The 15,773-nt window shown below is 62.7% G+C and carries 17 protein-coding genes and 1 pseudogene; 12 read left to right on the plus strand and 6 right to left on the minus strand.

What is annotated here, in order from left to right; translation table 11 throughout:
• Window positions 1–160 precede the first annotated feature (160 nt).
• Window positions 161–586 (minus strand): OsmC family protein, encoded by a 426-nt coding sequence (locus FJ941_RS26200; RefSeq protein ID WP_027145525.1) that lies wholly within the window; start codon window positions 584–586, stop codon window positions 161–163.
• 214 nt (window positions 587–800) lie between these two features.
• On the opposite strand from FJ941_RS26200, the gene FJ941_RS26205 reads away from it, so the two are divergent.
• From FJ941_RS26205 to FJ941_RS26215, 3 genes are all read left to right on the plus strand, one after another.
• The gene (locus FJ941_RS26205) at window positions 801–1,010 is read left to right on the plus strand and encodes a hypothetical protein (RefSeq protein ID WP_140510196.1); all 210 of its coding nucleotides are present in this window, start codon (window positions 801–803) and stop codon (window positions 1,008–1,010) included.
• Between the two features lie 10 nt (window positions 1,011–1,020).
• Entirely contained in the window at window positions 1,021–1,377 is a 357-nt protein-coding gene (locus tag FJ941_RS26210; protein WP_027145523.1) for a YciI family protein, read from the plus strand.
• Between the two features lie 141 nt (window positions 1,378–1,518).
• Window positions 1,519–2,046 (plus strand): hypothetical protein, encoded by a 528-nt coding sequence (locus FJ941_RS26215; RefSeq protein ID WP_140510198.1) that lies wholly within the window; start codon window positions 1,519–1,521, stop codon window positions 2,044–2,046.
• Between the two features lie 14 nt (window positions 2,047–2,060).
• Here FJ941_RS26215 and FJ941_RS26220 read toward each other — a convergent pair whose 3' ends face one another.
• Window positions 2,061–3,320, minus strand: coding sequence for a ubiquinone biosynthesis hydroxylase (locus tag FJ941_RS26220; protein ID WP_140510199.1), 1,260 nt, complete (start codon window positions 3,318–3,320; stop codon window positions 2,061–2,063).
• Window positions 3,321–3,420: 100 nt separating this feature from the next.
• On the opposite strand from FJ941_RS26220, the gene tesB reads away from it, so the two are divergent.
• The 7 genes from tesB to FJ941_RS26255 all read left to right on the plus strand — a co-directional run bounded on the left by tesB (window position 3,421) and on the right by FJ941_RS26255 (window position 11,466).
• A complete protein-coding gene (gene tesB / locus FJ941_RS26225; RefSeq protein WP_140510201.1) occupies window positions 3,421–4,281 on the plus strand; it encodes an acyl-CoA thioesterase II in 861 nt (286 codons plus the stop codon).
• Between the two features lie 299 nt (window positions 4,282–4,580).
• On the plus strand, window positions 4,581–4,919 hold the full coding sequence (locus tag FJ941_RS26230; protein ID WP_015315049.1) for a P-II family nitrogen regulator: 339 nt from the start codon (window positions 4,581–4,583) through the stop codon (window positions 4,917–4,919).
• 31 nt (window positions 4,920–4,950) lie between these two features.
• Window positions 4,951–6,306, plus strand: coding sequence for an ammonium transporter (locus FJ941_RS26235; RefSeq protein ID WP_140510203.1), 1,356 nt, complete (start codon window positions 4,951–4,953; stop codon window positions 6,304–6,306).
• A gap of 327 nt (window positions 6,307–6,633) precedes the next feature.
• Window positions 6,634–6,909: a hypothetical protein gene (locus FJ941_RS26240; protein WP_140510205.1), complete on the plus strand. Its 276-nt coding sequence runs from the start codon at window positions 6,634–6,636 to the stop codon at window positions 6,907–6,909.
• A gap of 209 nt (window positions 6,910–7,118) precedes the next feature.
• On the plus strand, window positions 7,119–9,776 hold the full coding sequence (locus FJ941_RS26245; protein WP_140510207.1) for a DNA translocase FtsK: 2,658 nt from the start codon (window positions 7,119–7,121) through the stop codon (window positions 9,774–9,776).
• 129 nt (window positions 9,777–9,905) lie between these two features.
• Window positions 9,906–10,586, plus strand: a complete 681-nt coding sequence (locus tag FJ941_RS26250; RefSeq protein WP_140510271.1) for an outer membrane lipoprotein carrier protein LolA — start codon at window positions 9,906–9,908, stop codon at window positions 10,584–10,586.
• A 73-nt stretch (window positions 10,587–10,659) separates the two neighbouring features.
• The gene (locus FJ941_RS26255; protein WP_140510209.1) at window positions 10,660–11,466 is read left to right on the plus strand and encodes an exodeoxyribonuclease III; all 807 of its coding nucleotides are present in this window, start codon (window positions 10,660–10,662) and stop codon (window positions 11,464–11,466) included.
• Between the two features lie 73 nt (window positions 11,467–11,539).
• Here the strand turns inward: FJ941_RS26255 and FJ941_RS26260 are convergent, their stop codons facing one another.
• Window positions 11,540–11,995: a cyclic nucleotide-binding domain-containing protein gene (locus tag FJ941_RS26260; RefSeq protein ID WP_027145513.1), complete on the minus strand. Its 456-nt coding sequence runs from the start codon at window positions 11,993–11,995 to the stop codon at window positions 11,540–11,542.
• Between the two features lie 122 nt (window positions 11,996–12,117).
• On the minus strand, window positions 12,118–12,801 hold the full coding sequence (locus FJ941_RS26265) for a response regulator transcription factor (RefSeq protein WP_027145512.1): 684 nt from the start codon (window positions 12,799–12,801) through the stop codon (window positions 12,118–12,120).
• A gap of 168 nt (window positions 12,802–12,969) precedes the next feature.
• Here FJ941_RS26265 and FJ941_RS26270 point away from each other — a divergent pair.
• Window positions 12,970–13,474 (plus strand): annotated as a pseudogene (locus FJ941_RS26270) (L,D-transpeptidase).
• Window positions 13,475–13,591: 117 nt separating this feature from the next.
• Here the strand turns inward: FJ941_RS26270 and FJ941_RS26275 are convergent.
• Entirely contained in the window at window positions 13,592–13,834 is a 243-nt protein-coding gene (locus tag FJ941_RS26275) for a hypothetical protein (RefSeq protein ID WP_140510211.1), read from the minus strand.
• Between the two features lie 165 nt (window positions 13,835–13,999).
• Between FJ941_RS26275 and gcvA the strand changes: the two genes are divergently transcribed.
• Complete coding sequence (gene gcvA, locus FJ941_RS26280) at window positions 14,000–14,932, plus strand: transcriptional regulator GcvA (RefSeq protein ID WP_140510213.1); 933 nt, start codon at window positions 14,000–14,002, stop codon at window positions 14,930–14,932.
• Between the two features lie 86 nt (window positions 14,933–15,018).
• On the opposite strand, the gene FJ941_RS26285 is transcribed toward gcvA, so the two are convergent.
• Window positions 15,019–15,768: a glycosyltransferase family 25 protein gene (locus FJ941_RS26285; RefSeq protein ID WP_140510215.1), complete on the minus strand. Its 750-nt coding sequence runs from the start codon at window positions 15,766–15,768 to the stop codon at window positions 15,019–15,021.
• Window positions 15,769–15,773 lie beyond the last annotated feature (5 nt).

A 15,773-nucleotide genomic window follows, 5' to 3' on the forward strand; every position in this document is an offset into this window, starting at 1 on the left:
AGAAATGCGCCTGGAATGACGACTATCTCATCAATGCCATCACTCATATGCGATAGCCCTGCCCACGAGGGGGAGATTGGATGCCGCGACCGCTTTCGCCAATCTCCGATGCAGAAACGCCGGCCCTGGGGCCGGCGTTTCTCATTTCAGACCAGGCTCATCAGCCAAGCCTGGCGTCGAGCGAAACCTTGATCGCGCCGAGCGCCTGGGAGACCGGGCATTCGGCCTTGGCCTTCTCGGCCAATTCCTTGAACTTCGCGGCATCGATGCCGGGCACCTTGCCGACCAGCGTGATCGCGCTGCCGGTGATGCCTGTGCCTGGAACCAGCGTCACCACGGCCTTGGCGTCGAGTTCGGCCGCGGGCGTGCCGTTCTCGGCCAGGAAATGCGAGAGCTGCATGGCGTAGCAGCCGGCGTGCGCGGCGGCGATCAGTTCTTCCGGATTGGTGCCGGATTTGCCGCTTTCGTCCTCGAAGCGCGCCTTGAACGAATAGGGCGTGCCTTTCAGGGTTCCGCTCTGGGTGTCGAGCGTGCCCTTGCCCTCTTTCAGATTGCCTTTCCAGACGGCGTTTGCGGTGCGGTCCATGGAGTCCTCCTGGGTTGATTTGGGTAAGCCTGTCGATCAGCGTCCGGTCAACTATAGCGCGGGCAGACGCGAAGGCCACTGCGCTCTTTCGACGAGGTGCCGGCTGAGGCGTTCGCTTTTATCTCTGAAAAAATGTGCGTGCAAAAATGTCGAATTCCATCTGCCTCGGCCGTCCTGCGAGCGGCCACGGATTTCGTGGCGGATGGAGGTTCACATGAACAATCTATTTTCTGCTCACTGGACAGGCACCGGCCGCCAGGCAGGTGAACAAGAAATCGACTGGTTGCGGCAGCCGGCGTCCGGCTTTGGCCGGCTGCTTGTGGCGGTCGCCATCATCGGGGTCGGGGTGTGCTTCCTCGATCATGCGGCGGACAAAGGCCCGGCTGACAACTTGATCGCCTCATCCTATGGTTCGTCACGATAAGGAGATGGACATGCAGTATGTTTGCCTGGTCTACGGCGAAGAGAAAGATCTCCATGCCATGACGACAGAGCGGTTGGCCAAGCTCGACGCCGATTCGATGGCCCATGACCGGTCATTGGACCAACGCGGTATGCTGATTATCGCGCAGGCGCTGCAATCGGTGAAAACCTCGAAAACCGTCCGCAGACGCAAGGGCAAGAGACTTGTCACCGACGGCCCGTTCGCGGAAACCAAAGAGCAGTTGCTCGGGTTCGTCATGATCGAAGCGAAGGATCTCGACGAGGCGCTGGATATCGCCGGCGAGATTCCGCTGGGCGAAATCGGTTCCATCGAGGTGCGCGCGATCTACAACGTGCCGGGGTCATAATCCCCGTCATGCGTTGCGGTCACTTGGAAACCGAGGACGTTCGGTCGAGCGAACGTCCCCGTTTTGCCGGGCTCAACTCTTGCGTGTTGAAGCGAGCCACGAGTTCTCCTATCGTCGTTCAAGACCTTGGGGGATTTGGACATGCCTTTCCTGATTGCTGTCCTTGGCGTGCTCGGAGCGGCGGCGTTGTGGTGGTACCGGATGAAGGCCATGAACGACGCCGCGCGCGAGGTCGCCGACGTCGTCGGGCGCGTGCAAGGCAACATCAGGCGCAAGAAGCTTCGCAAGCAGGCCGCACTCTCGCCGCTGACGGCGATCGACGATCCGGTAGTGGCCGCCGCGACGCTGATTGCATCCATCGTCTCCGAGAACGGTCCTATCCTGCCGCAGCGCGAGGCTGTCATCCGGTCGGTGATTTCCGAGATCGCCAACAAGAAGAAGACGGATGAGGCGGTGATCTATGCCAAGTGGGCGGCGTCGCAGATCGACGATGCCACTGTCGTCATCGACAAGCTGGCGCCGTTCCTGCGCGAGCGTCTCGACATCGCGGAACGAAACGATCTGCTGCAGATGGTGAACCGCGTCGCCCAGGGCGGCGAGCAGCGCCTGCAGATATCCGACCAGAGGATATTGCGCTTGCGCCAGAAGCTCGGCTTCGAGGTCAACTAGCCCGCGACAGGCGATCAGATCGCCTCGCCTTTCAATAGCCGCGGCGTGCCGGCCGAAAGCCCCGATGCCTGGCGGATGAAGAACTCCTTCAGCCGTGGCATGCGTTCGACGAGGCCGAGGCCGATGTCGCGAACGGTGCGCAGCGGGGTGATGTCGTTGGAAAACAGCCGGTTCAGCACATCGGTCGTGATGCCCATCTGCACCGTGTCGAAGCGGCGCCATTGCTGGTAGCGTTCCAGCACGTCGAGCGCGCCGATGTCCTGGCCGAGCCGGTCGGCTTCGACGATCACCTCGGCAAATGCGGCCACATCCTTGAAGCCGAGATTGAGGCCCTGTCCGGCGATCGGATGGATGCCATGGGCGGCATCGCCGGCAAGCGCGATGCGCGGCGCGACGAAGGCGCGCGCGATGGTCAGGCCGAGCGGCCAGGCGCGCGGCTTGTCGGCGACGCGGATTTCCCCAAGCTTGAGGCCGAAGCGCTGTTCGAGTTCATGTTCGAAGACGAGATCATCGCCTTCCACGAGCGTTTTCGCATCTTCCGACCGTTCGACCCAGACGATCGACGAACGGTTGGTGCCGTCCTCGTCGGGTTTCAGCGGCAGCGTGGCGAAGGGGCCGGCGGGAAGGAAATGTTCTTCGGCGCGGCCATTGTGCGGGCGTTCATGCGCCACGGTGCAGACGATGCCGGACTGGCCGTATTCCCACTTGACCGTCTTGATGCCAGCCATGTCGCGCAGTTTCGAATTGACACCGTCGGCGGCAACCAGCAGCCGCGCCGTCAACGTAGCGCCGTCGGCCAGATGCACCGTGATGCCGGCGCCCTTGGTTTCAAAACCTTGCACCGCCACGCCTTCGATGATGTCGACACCGAGCCTTTCGGCCTTGGCCCGCAAGGCGCCGTTCAACGCCCTGTTGGCGACCATGTGGGCGAAGGGTTCGCCCGGCGCCACCTCGCCGCCGAAGGTCAGGAAGACCGGGCGCACCGGATCGGCGCTGCGTGAATCGGTGATGATCATCTCGGTGATCGCCTGCGCCCGCGGCGCGATCTCGGCCCAGACGCCGAGCTGGTCGAGCATGCGGCAGGCGGCCGCGGCGATGGCCGAGGCGCGGCCATCCCTTTGCCAGGAACCGGCGGGCGCCGCATCGACCAGCGCCACGGCAAGGCCCGGTCGGGCCTGCTTCAGCGAGACGGCGGCGGCCAGGCCGACATAGCCGGCGCCGGCGACGAGGACATCGAGCCCGGATCTGGTCTTGGCGTCCGCCTTGCGTTCCATTGTCCTGGCTCCTTGCGCGCCGACCGGGGCCCTGCGCCCTTGACGGCTCGTTCTTCCTGTCGGAAACCGCCATAGCAATTTTGCGGCGAGGTCACAAAACATGACGGCGGCGATCGACGAGCTCCTGCGCATTCTCGACCTCGAGAGGCTGGAACACAATCTGTATCGTGGTCGCAGCCCCCAGGTGGAATGGCAGCGCGTGTTCGGCGGCCAGACGATCGCGCAGGCGCTGGTGGCGGCGCAGCGAACGGTCGAGCCGGACCGTTTCGTACATTCGCTGCATGGCTATTTCATGCGGCCGGGCGACATCAAGGTGCCGATCATCTACGAGGTCGACCGCATCCGCGACGGCGGTTCCTTCACCACGCGGCGCGTGCTGGCGATCCAGCACGGACAGGCGATCTTTTCGCTGGAGGCTTCGTTCCAGGTCGACGAGAAGGGGCTCGAGCACCAGTTCGCGCTGCCCGACGACGTGCCGCCGCCGGAAGGTCTGAAGACGCAGCGCGAGCTACTCGAAACCGCCGACCGGGTGCCGGAGGCGGTGCGCCGCTTCTGGGCGCGCGAGCGGCCGCTGGAACTGCGGCCCGTCAATCTCCAGCACTATGAAAGCCGCGACAAGCTGCCGCCCCGCCAGAATGTCTGGATCCGCCTTGCCGGCCCGGTTCCCGACGATCGCGCGCTGCAGTCGGTGCTGCTCGCCTATCTCTCCGACATGACGCTGCTCGACACCTCGACCTTCGCGCATGGGCGCGGCCTGTTCGATCCCGACATCCAGGCCGCCAGCCTCGACCATTCGATGTGGTTCCACCGGCCGCATTCGCTCGACGGCTGGCTGCTCTACGCGCAGGACAGTCCCTCGAGCTCGGGATCGCGCGGTTTCAGCCGCGGCACGCTCTATGCCCGTGACGGCACGCTGATCGCCTCGATGGCCCAGGAGGGGTTGATCCGGCTCAAGCGTTGAGCATCGCGAGTCTTGTTTGAGCAAGATACTTTCCGAAAGCCGGTTCCATATTTTGTAGTCACGCCCAAAGCCGGCAAAATAGGCAATTTCGCAAAAATGCCTATTTTTTAATCGGATGGTGCGCCGCACACGCAGGCACCTGCCGGCCCCGGCCGCTCCAATCCATTTGTTTACAATGGGTTAACACCCTGCTTCGGCAGTTGGCACGGAGCTTGAATCCTTGGGGGCACTCTCCGGCTCTTTGGGATCGGTGAAGGTGTGCAAACGCGGGGGACCGCAACAGCAAAGGGTGAAACCTTATGAAAATCGTGATGGCAATCATCAAGCCGTTCAAGCTGGACGAGGTACGCGAAGCGCTTACCGCCGTCGGCATCCAGGGCCTGACCGTCACCGAAGTCAAAGGCTACGGGCGTCAGAAGGGACATACTGAAATCTATCGCGGGGCGGAATACGCGGTCTCCTTCCTGCCGAAGATCAAGATCGAAGTCGCGGTCGCGGCAGACATGGTCGACAAGGCCGTCGAAGCCATCACCGCCGCGGCCAAGACCGGCCAGATCGGCGACGGCAAGATCTTCGTCTTCGGCATCGACCAGGCGGTGCGCATCCGTACCGGCGAAACAGACAGCGACGCGCTCTGAGCGGCGAACACGTATTCCAATGGAGAGTTCAATGAATATTCCTTCCACCTTGAAGACGACGGGAAGGGCGGCCCTGCTGGGCTCGCTCGCTCTTGCAGCGTTGGGCAGCGTCGCCGCCTTCGCGCAGGAAGCCGCACCCGCTGCCGCGGCTGCCGCGCCGGCCGCCACTCCGGCCCCGGTGCTCGATACCGGCAACACCGCCTGGATGCTGACCTCGACGGCGCTGGTGCTGATGATGACCATCCCGGGCCTGGCGCTGTTTTACGGCGGCATGGTGCGCAAGAAGAACGTGCTCGCCACCATCATGCAGAGCTTCGCCATCACCTGCCTGGTGACGGTGCTTTGGTTCATGTTCGGCTATTCGCTGGCCTTTTCCGACGGCAGCGGCATGAATGCCTATCTCGGCGGCACTTCGAAATTCTTCCACCACGGCATCACCACGGCCAGCCTGTGGCTGCCGGGTGTGGCCAACATCCCTGAATTCGTCTTCTCGATGTTCCAGATGACGTTCGCCATCATCACGCCGGCGCTGATTGCCGGCGCCTTCGCCGAGCGCTTCAAGTTCTCGGCACTGCTGATCTTCATGGCGCTGTGGCTGCTGATCGTCTACGTGCCGATCGCGCATTGGGTCTGGGGTGGCGGCTTCCTCGGTACGGCTGGCGTTCTCGACTTCGCCGGCGGCACGGTCGTCCACATCAATGCCGGTGTCGCGGGCCTCGTCTGCGCGCTGGTGCTCGGCAAGCGCGAAGGCTATGGCACCACCAACATGGCGCCGCATAACCTGGTCTATTCGGTCATCGGCGCATCGCTGCTGTGGGTTGGCTGGTTCGGCTTCAACGCCGGTTCGGAACTGGCGGCCGACGGCCTTGCCGGTGCCGCCATGCTCAACACCCAGGTTGCCACCGCCGCTGCGGCATTGGCCTGGATGTTCGCCGAATGGATCATCGCCAAGAAGCCTTCCGTGCTCGGCATCATCTCGGGCGCCGTCGCCGGCCTCGTCGCGGTGACGCCGGCTTCCGGTTTTGTCAACCCGACCGGCGCCTTCATCGTCGGTATCGTGGCTGGCGTCGTCTGCTACCTCTCGGCGGTCAAGGTGAAGCACATGTTCGGTTATGACGACTCGCTCGATGCCTTCGGCGTGCATGGCGTCGGCGGCGTGGTCGGCGCCCTGCTGACCGGCGTGCTTGCCGACCCGGCGATAAACAGCCTCTCGTCGGGCGCTTCGCTCGGCAAGCAGATCTACGGTGTCGCCGTCACCATTATCTGGACGGCGGTCGCCACCTTCGTCATCCTCTACGTCGTCAAGGCGCTGGTCGGCCTGCGTCCGTCGACCCAGGAAGAGGTCGAAGGCCTCGACATCTCCCAGCATGGCGAAGTGGTGCCGTAAGGCATCCTTGCCAAGGGACCGGCGGAAACCTCCTCCCGCCGGTCCCTTATCTCCACGCAATTCCGGACGGAAAACCGCGAAAGCACTTTTCCTGGAATTGTTTGAAAAGCATCCCGTCGTGACGCTCCCACAAGGACCTCACGCCTTGAGGCCCGGATCGCTCCGGGCCTCTTTTTTTGGCAATTCCTTCTGGTGAAGATCAACTTCGCGCAATCACGTTCGCGTGAAGCAGATTTTCGAGGGAACATCGACCAGCCAGTCTCCGAACTGTGGAGGCGACCGTCGTTCGGACGCTCGCGTTTTGAAACACAGGGAAGGAATTTTCTCATGAACCTCAAGAATATCTGCCTCGGGGCACTCGCGCTTTCCATGGTCAGCGGCTTTGCATTTGCCGGCGCACTGGACGAGCCGGACAACATGGCGCCGTTCTTCACCGATTCCAGCATGAAAACCATGAAGCCGATGGCGGAATTCAAGACAGCTTTCATGGCCATGCCGAAGGAGAAGCAGGAGGCCATGATGAAGGAATGCCAGGATGCGGCGATGAGCAAGCCGCACGCCGAGTTCTGCGCCAATGTGAAGATGCTCGGCGGCGCCAACTAGTAACACGCGACCCGACCCGACGGATGGATGGCGGGCCAGGGCGCCCGCCATTTTCATGTGGTGCGGACACTGGAGGTATTGATGTCAAAAGGACGGTCGCCGCAGCCTTATAGTTAATGCGCCCTTAACCTTCCCACGCCTAGTCTGGCATCCGAATCTGCCGGAGTGCGTCATGCGCTCGGGCCAGGCAATCACTGACGGGGAAGAGCATGCGTTCAGGGGCTTCAGCACCGCTCGCGCTGACCGATACGGGGCACGGCATCCAGGCATTCGCGCGGCGCCAGGTCGGCCGTCTGGTCGGTGCCGGCCTGTTCGCGTTCACCGCCTTCGCCGTCGCAAGCCTCGCGACCTGGAACGTCGCCGACCCGAGCTTCTCGCACGCCACCGCCAACATCGTCACCAACGCCATGGGTTATGCCGGCGCCGTCTTCTCCGACCTCGCCATGCAGTTCTTCGGCCTTGCCGCGGTCGCCGCGCTGGTTCCTGCCGTCATCTGGGGCTATCTCCTGTTTTCGGCGCGCGGCGTCGACAGGCTGCCCAAGCGCGGGCTGTTCTGGTTCGGTTTCGCGCTGCTCGCCGCCGCGATCGCGGGCTGCATCGTTCCGCCCAAGACCTGGCCGCTGCCCACCGGCCTCGGTGGCGTCTTCGGTGACATGGTGCTCAAGATTCCCGGCGTCCTCATCGGCGGATATCCGACCGGGCTGATCGCCAGCGTGCTCGCCATATTGCTGGCGGCACCCGCGCTCTGGCTGTTCGCCTATGGCGCGGCGCTGATCGGGCGCAAGAACGGCTTCGCCGTGATGGAAGAACCGGCCGCCGCGGATCCGCGCGAGGACGAGCTTCTGTTCGACAATGACGAGGACGAGGGCGACGAGGGCATACTGGCGCTCGGCGCGATCACCCATTGGTGGCTTTCGTTCCGCGCTTGGATGCATCGTCGCGCTGTGCGCCGCAGGCAGGAGCGGGACGAGTTCGAACCGGAGATGGAGCCGCGCGCCAGCGCCTGGCGCCGTGCCGCCGAACGAGTCGAGTCGGCCGAATTCGCCGAATCCCGCATGAGCCAGGACGGCCGCGCCCGGGTCGAGCCGGAATTCTTCGCCGCCATGGTCAACGACCGCGGTGTTTCCGTCGATCCGGCCGACGACGATGTCTTCGGCCGCGACGACGAGGACATGGATTTTGACGACGAGCCGGTCGCCCAGCGACGTGCCCCGACGGCCAAGGTCCAGCAGTTCCGTTCCGATGCCGCCACCCGGGTCGAGGCGCCCGCAGCGCGACCCGTGCCGGGCGCCCGCGTCCAGCGCGAGGCGCAGACCTCGCTGATCGGCTCGGACATGTTCGAAATGCCGTCGCTGCATTTCCTGTCCGAACCGAAGAATGTCGCGCGCGACCCAAGTCTTTCCAAGGACGCGCTGGAACAGAACGCGCGCCTGCTCGAAGGCGTGCTGGAGGATTTCGGCGTCAAGGGCGAAATCATTGCCGTTCGCCCGGGTCCGGTCGTCACCCTCTACGAGCTCGAACCGGCGCCGGGCATCAAGTCGTCGCGGGTGATCGGCCTCTCCGACGACATCGCACGCTCAATGAGCGCGATTGCCTGCCGCGTCGCCGTCGTACCGGGCCGCAACGCCATCGGCATCGAACTGCCAAACGCCAAGCGCGAAACCGTTTATCTCAGGGAGATCATGGCCAGCCGCGACTTCGAGACCACCAAGGCCAAGCTGGCGCTGGCGCTGGGCAAGACCATCAATGGCGAGGCGGTCATCGTTGACATCGCCAAGATGCCGCACGTGCTGGTCGCCGGCACCACCGGTTCGGGCAAGTCGGTCGCCATCAACACCATGATCCTCTCGCTGCTCTACCGGCTCACCCCGCAGGAATGCCGGCTGATCATGATCGACCCGAAAATGCTCGAACTCTCCGTCTATGACGGCATTCCGCATCTTTTGACGCCGGTCGTGACCGACCCGAAAAAGGCGGTGGTGGCGCTGAAATGGACCGTGCGCGAGATGGAGGACCGCTACCGAAAGATGTCCAAGGTCGGCGTGCGCAACATCGATGGTTTCAACGCGCGCGTGCAGCAGGCCGAGAAGAAGGGCGAAAAGATCTCGCGCACCGTGCAGACCGGATTCGACCGCCAGACCGGCGAGGCGATCTACGAGACCGAGAATCTCGATCTCGAGCCGATGCCTTACATCGTCGTCATCATCGACGAAATGGCCGACCTGATGATGGTCGCCGGCAAGGACATCGAAGGCGCCGTCCAGCGCTTGGCGCAGATGGCGCGCGCCGCCGGCATCCATGTGATCATGGCGACGCAACGTCCCTCGGTCGACGTCATCACCGGCACCATCAAAGCCAATTTCCCGACCCGCATCTCCTTCCAGGTGACGTCGAAGATCGACAGCCGCACCATTTTGGGAGAGCAGGGCGCCGAGCAGCTGCTCGGCATGGGCGACATGCTCTACATGGCCGGCGGCGGCCGCATCCAGCGCGTGCACGGGCCGTTCGTCTCCGATGACGAGGTCGAGAAGATCGTCGGGCACCTGAAGCTGCAGGGCGTGCCGGAATATCTCGACGCCATCACCGAAGATGACGGCGAGGACGACGACGAGCCGTCCGGCAAGGGCGGTTCCGGCGGCGGAGGCGGTGGCAATTTCGAGGATTCCGATGATCCCTACGATCAGGCGGTGTCGGTGGTGCTGCGCGACGGCAAGGCCTCGACCAGCTACATCCAGCGGCGTCTGGGCATCGGCTACAATCGTGCCGCCTCGATCATCGAGAAGATGGAAAAGGAAGGCATTGTCGGTCCGGCCAACCATGCCGGAAAACGCGAAATCCTGGTGCCGACCGAGGACGACAAATTCTGACAGCGGGAGTTCGCGGCAACTTCGAACCTTCTGGCGCGTTCAACCGGCTGAGCAGCGACCGCCTCGCCAAACTTCAGCCCAACTGGGGGTTCACGACAGCGATCAAGGAATCAGACGAGAGTGACCGATATGAAAAACGATCTTTCAGCGCTGAGCGATTTTGCCCCGACACGCCGCCAACTGCTTGGCCTCGGCCTGGTGTTCGCGGGTGCCGCCGCGCTCAACGTGGTGCCCGGATTCGAGCTGCTCGCCTCGGCGCAGGCGGCCGTGCCTGCGGCGGCGCAGAAGATCGCCGACCATTTCTCGGCGGTCAAATCGATGAGCGGCGAATTCGTCCAGTTCGGACCCAAGGGCGAGCAGACCGGCGGCAAATTCTTCCTGGAACGGCCGGGCAAGATCCGTTTCAACTATGACGGGGCTTCGAATTTCCGGGTGATTTCCGACGGCAGATCGGTTGCCATCCTCAACAAGAGACTGAACACGTCGGATCTTTATCCGCTATCGAAGACGCCGCTGAAGCTGCTGCTCGACGACCGCATCGACCTCTCCGGCAACCGCGTCAAGAGCGTCAAGGAAGAAGACGACCTCACCACCATCCAGCTCTCCGACAAGTCGGTTTTCGGCAATGCGCGAATCACCATGATGTTCGACCCGAAAACCTATGATCTGCGGCAGTGGACGATTACCGACGCGCAGGGCAAGGACACGACGGTGATGATCTTCAACACCAAGGAAGGCGTCAGTTTCGCGCCCGACACCTTCGCCATCGACTATACGGCCAATCGCGAGCTGAACACCAAGACACGGTAGTCTTCGTCGCCTCGCTTGTTTTTCCGGCGTGTGGCTGGCAGTAGTTCGGCGATCTATCGCCGGATCTTGCCGCATGCCCTTTTCGATCGCCACCTGGAACATCAACTCCGTGCGCCTGCGCATGCCGATCATCGAACGCCTGCTCGATGAGTACGCGCCCGATGTGCTCTGCCTGCAGGAAACCAAGGTCCCGGACGAGCTCTTTCCCGAAAAAGCCTTTCGTAAGGTCGGCTATCCCTACATCGCCTTCCATGGCCAGAAGGGCTATCACGGCGTGGCGACGGTGGCGCGGCGGCCGATCGAGGTGGTCGAAAGGCGCCGTTTCTGCGACATCGAGGACAGCCGGCATCTGTCGGTGACCGTGCGGGCCGGCGGCAAGACGATCCTGGTGCACAATTTCTACGTTCCGGCGGGTGGCGACGAACCGGATCCCGAGATCAACAGAAAGTTCAGGCACAAGCTCGATTTCGTCGCCGAGATGAACGCCATCCGGGCCGAGCACGGCGAGGTGTCGGCCTCGGTGCTGGTCGGAGACCTCAACATCGCGCCGCTGGAGCATGATGTCTGGTCGCACAAGCAATTGCTCAACGTGGTCAGCCACACGCCGGTCGAGACCGAGAACTTCGAGGCGATGCGGCTGGCCGGCGGCTGGGTCGACCTGATGCGGCTCAACGTGCCATCGGAACAGAAGCTTTATACCTGGTGGAGCTATCGCGCGCAGGATTGGGAGGCGTCCAATCGTGGCCGGCGGCTCGACCATGTCTGGTCGTCGCCGAACCTGGTGCCTGATTTTGCCGGCTACGAGATCCTGCGCCAGGCACGCGGCTGGGACCGGCCGTCGGACCATGTGCCGGTCATCGCCCGGTTCGACTTGGATTAACGGAGTCGTCGATAAAAAGGCGTTCGTCGCGATCGTTCCCGCCAAGCATCGAGTTCTCTCGCGGCAAACGGCCTCAACCCGAAAAGCGCGGGGCCAGTTCCTCGATGCGGCGGATCATTTCGTGGAATTCCTCGGAGATGCGCTGGTGGAGTTTCACCGCCAGTTCCGGATACTCCTCCAGGATGCGCCGGAACATCTTGCGGCTCAGCCTTATCACCTCCGAATCGATTTCGGCCGAGGCGCTGGTCAGCCGGTTGGTGTCGGCGATCAGCGCCAGTTCGCTGAGCATCGTGCCGGGACCGACTTTGCCGATCGGGATGCGCTCGCCATTCTGCTCGCGATAGAGCACGATACGCCCGCTGACCACGACATAGGCCGAGTCGGCCACGTCGTCCTCGCGATAAAGCTTGTGGTCCGCCTGCACGAGAGTGGTCTCGGCTCCGAAGGCGAGCAGGCGCAGCTGTTCCTGCGTGAAGCCTTCGAAAAGCCTCACGGCGGACAGGATGCGGATGTCGTCATCCAGCGCCATCTAGCTTTGTCCCCGAACGGTCAGTCCAATCCCTCCTCTGCGGTACGGTCCCTGAATCCCCCTCCAACAGGATCGTACCCGAAAGCGGCCCCGCCCAGACCGCTCATTGGATAGTGCAATGTTTAAGGAACCAGCTTGTAGCCGCCGCTTTCTGTCACAAGAATTTCAGCATTGGAAGGATCGCGCTCGATCTTCTGGCGCAGACGGTAGACATGGGTTTCCAGCGTGTGCGTGGTGACGCCGGAATTGTATCCCCACACTTCCTCCAGCAGCACGTCACGCGTCACCACCTTCTGGTCGGCGCGATAGAGATATTTGATGATCGAGGCCTCCTTTTCCGTCAGCCGCACCTTGCCGCCGCGCGGGTCGATGAGCAGTTTCTGGCTGGGCTTGAAGGTATAGGGGCCGACCGAGAAGGTCGCGTCCTCGCTCTGCTCATGCTGGCGCAGCTGCGCCCGGATACGGGCAAGCAGCACCGCGAAGCGGAATGGCTTGGTGACATAGTCGTTGGCGCCGGCCTCGAGACCCAGAATCGTGTCCGAATCAGTGTCGTGGCCGGTCAGCATGATGATGGGCGCCTTGTAGCCGCCCTTGCGCAGGATCTTCACCGCCTCGCGGCCGTCCATGTCGGGCAAGCCGACATCCATGATGAGCAGATCGATGAGCCCGCCACGCGCAGCGGTGACGCCTTTTGCCGCAGTGGATTCCTGCAGCACGTCGAATTCCTCGTAGAGGGACAATTGCTCGACCAGTGTGCCGCGCAGGTCGTCATCGTCATCGACGATCAGGATGGTACGTGAGGTCATGGATCAATCCGTTGTTTTGAAAAGTGAATTCAGTTGACCGCTGCGTATTTATGCGGAAGCTTGCCGGCACAATAGCCGATCACAGTGATTTGTTCCGTGGCACGATCATACAAGAAAAAACGCGATCGCAATGCAGCCGGCGCAATTTTGGCAAAACGGCTGCGCGTGATGACCGTGCGGGCGAGGCCCGGCCACCCAAGCCAGGGCCTGCTGCAGGCCGGCAAAACGGTTTTTGCCTGCGCGCTGGGGCGTGGCGGCATCTCGTCCGACAAGCGCGAAGGCGACGCCGCTCGCTTCGATGCGCATCCTGGCGGGCTATTTCCGGGGGGATCAGTTTGCCGCCGGCCGCAGGACGCGGCTGGCGATGGCGCCGATCGGGCCGGATCTCGGCTGGTGCGAGGTCCCAGACGACCGCAATTATAACAGGCCGGTCAAGATGCCCTATGGCGCCAGCCACGAACGCATGCGGCGCGACGACCGGCTCTATGACGCCTGCCTGGTGCTCGACTGGAACATCGCGCCGCGCCGCCGCGGGCGCGGCAGCGCCATCTTCTTCCACCTGGCGCGTCCCGGCTTCACGCCGACGGAAGGTTGTGTGGCGGTCACCGCGCGCACGATGGCACGGCTTTTGCCGCTGCTGTCGGACCGGACGGTGGTGAGGGTGGTGAGATAGGGGAATAGGGGAACAGGGGAACAGGGGAATAGGGGAATAGGGGAATAGGGGAATAGGGGAATAGGAAGTCTTCAGAAGCAGCAGACACGCCCAAGCCGCATCATCAATGCTACGCCCTTATCCCTTCCTGTTTCGCTGCCAGCCGATGTCTAGAAGGCCCAGCCGGCCGGTCTCGCGGTCCATGGCTCGGGTGATGTCCTTGCGGGCGGCGCCGATATCGCGCAACTGGCGATCGGACAGATCCTCGACGTTCTGGTGGCCAAGATTGACCGCGACCCTGGCCTGCCGCAGCCAATCACGGACAGCCGACAGCCAGCCCGGCCGGGCGATGTAGGCAGGGTGAAGAACGATGTGAGACATGATGGGATCCGTATTCTCCGGACATCAAATCCGGTTTGATGGTGTTTTGATGTTGCAATCATGCCGGATTGAAAAACAAACGGGAAACGAGTAGTTCTTTTCTCATCGTCAAGTTTTATTTGAGGATTGAGCCTCCATGGACCGCTTCGATCGGGCCGCGCGCTGATGGCAGCCCTCTTGCCTGGAACACGGGCGCTCAGGACGCTGGAGGCGGCGGCCCGGCACCTCAATTTCACCCGAGCCGCCGACGAGCTCGGCCTGACGCCCGCCGCCGTCAGCCACCAGATCAAGGAAATCGAGGATCAGCTCGGCATCGTGCTGTTCACCCGCACCAGCCGCACCATCCGTCTGACGGAAGCGGGCACGGTGCTGTACGAGGCGGCGACCGACACGCTCGACCTGCTTGGCCGGGCCGTGATGCGGGCGCGCAAATTGGCGCGCGGCACGGAATTCCTGAAGGTGACGCTGGACGCGCAGTTCGCGGCGAAATGGCTGATGCGGCGTGTCGAGAATTTCCGCAAGCAGCGGCCGGGCATCGAACTCAGGTTCGACATTGCCTATGGCTTGCGCGATTTCGATCTCGACGACGTCGATGTCGGCATCCGCTTCGGTGCCGGCAAATATCCAGGACTCTGCGCGCATCGCCTGTTCGACAACATCATTATTCCGGTGTGCAGTCCGGGCCTCCTGGCATCTGGGCCGCCCCTGCGCGAGCCGCGCGACCTGTTCAACCACACGCTTGCCCATATCGAATGGGCCCGCCAGGGCGTGACCTGGCCGAACTGGCGCATGTGGATGGCGGCGGCCGGCATCAACGATTTCGACGACAGCCGCACCGTCGTCTTCGGCACGTCCACGGATGCTGTCCAGGCGGCGCTCGACGGCAATGCCGTCGCGCTTGCCGATTTCGCCATGGTGGCGAACGACCTGTCCGAGGGCCGGCTCGTGCGGCCCTTCGAACTCAGCATCAGGGTTGCGCCGGAATTCGCCTATTTCCTGGTCTATCCCCAGGCCATGGCGGACGATCCCCGTATCGTCGCGTTCCGCGAATGGATCCTCGAGGAAGTTGCTAGGACGCGGACGGCGGACAAGGTCTAATCTCTTGTCTTATGCATTCCCCAGGGAAGCGCTACGCGCTTTTCCCGGGAAAACCACGACGCATTTTTCCTGGAATTGCTCCGCGCTCAGGACCGGGCGTTGTGGCCGAAGATCATCCTTGTGTATTTCTTCCATTTCCATTTCAGCTTCTTGTACAGAAGCGGGTGCTTTTTGCCGGCGACGGAAGTCTGGAAAGCGCCGTTTTCGCTGCCTTGCTCGACAATTGGCCGCTCGAACCACAGCATCTCAATGCCCAGTTTTTCGTCCATCTGCTCGATCTGGTGGTCGATCACGGTGTATATTTTGTGCTGATCGATCCAGGCACAACGGGCTTCGGCGACCGGGCGGGTGATGAGATAGGAATCCGCGCACCTGGCATGCAGTGCCGGGTAGAGCCTCTGACCCCTGCGCAATTTCCAGCTCGGCGTGTAGTAGTTGCTGCCGTTGCCGAAATAGATGACGGCCTTGCGCATCGGGCTGCCGAGTTCGGCCAGCCCTTGCCGGAATTTGGCGACGAAGTCGCGCGCGAGGAAGACGTCATCCTCGAACACCAGGCAATAGGGCAGGTCGGTTTCGAGGAAGTCGCGCCAGATGCCGACATGCTTCAGCGCCAGAGAGACCTGCGCCGGGTGGACAAAATCGGGAGCGACCAATTCAGCACGAATCTCCGAGGTGATATCTGGCTTGTCCCAGTCCGTGTAAAAGTAGACGGGCACGCCGCGCCGCTCAAACTCGCGGACAATGTGGCGGCGGCGTTCGTCATAACCATGCTTGACGTGGCAGATCCGGGTGAACACCAGGTCGCGGGGAAATCCGGATTCATCCGTCGTCGTCAAAGCGT

Origin of the sequence: Mesorhizobium sp. B2-3-13 (assembly GCF_006442195.1) — a bacterium.
Lineage (GTDB): Bacteria > Pseudomonadota > Alphaproteobacteria > Rhizobiales > Rhizobiaceae > Mesorhizobium > Mesorhizobium salmacidum.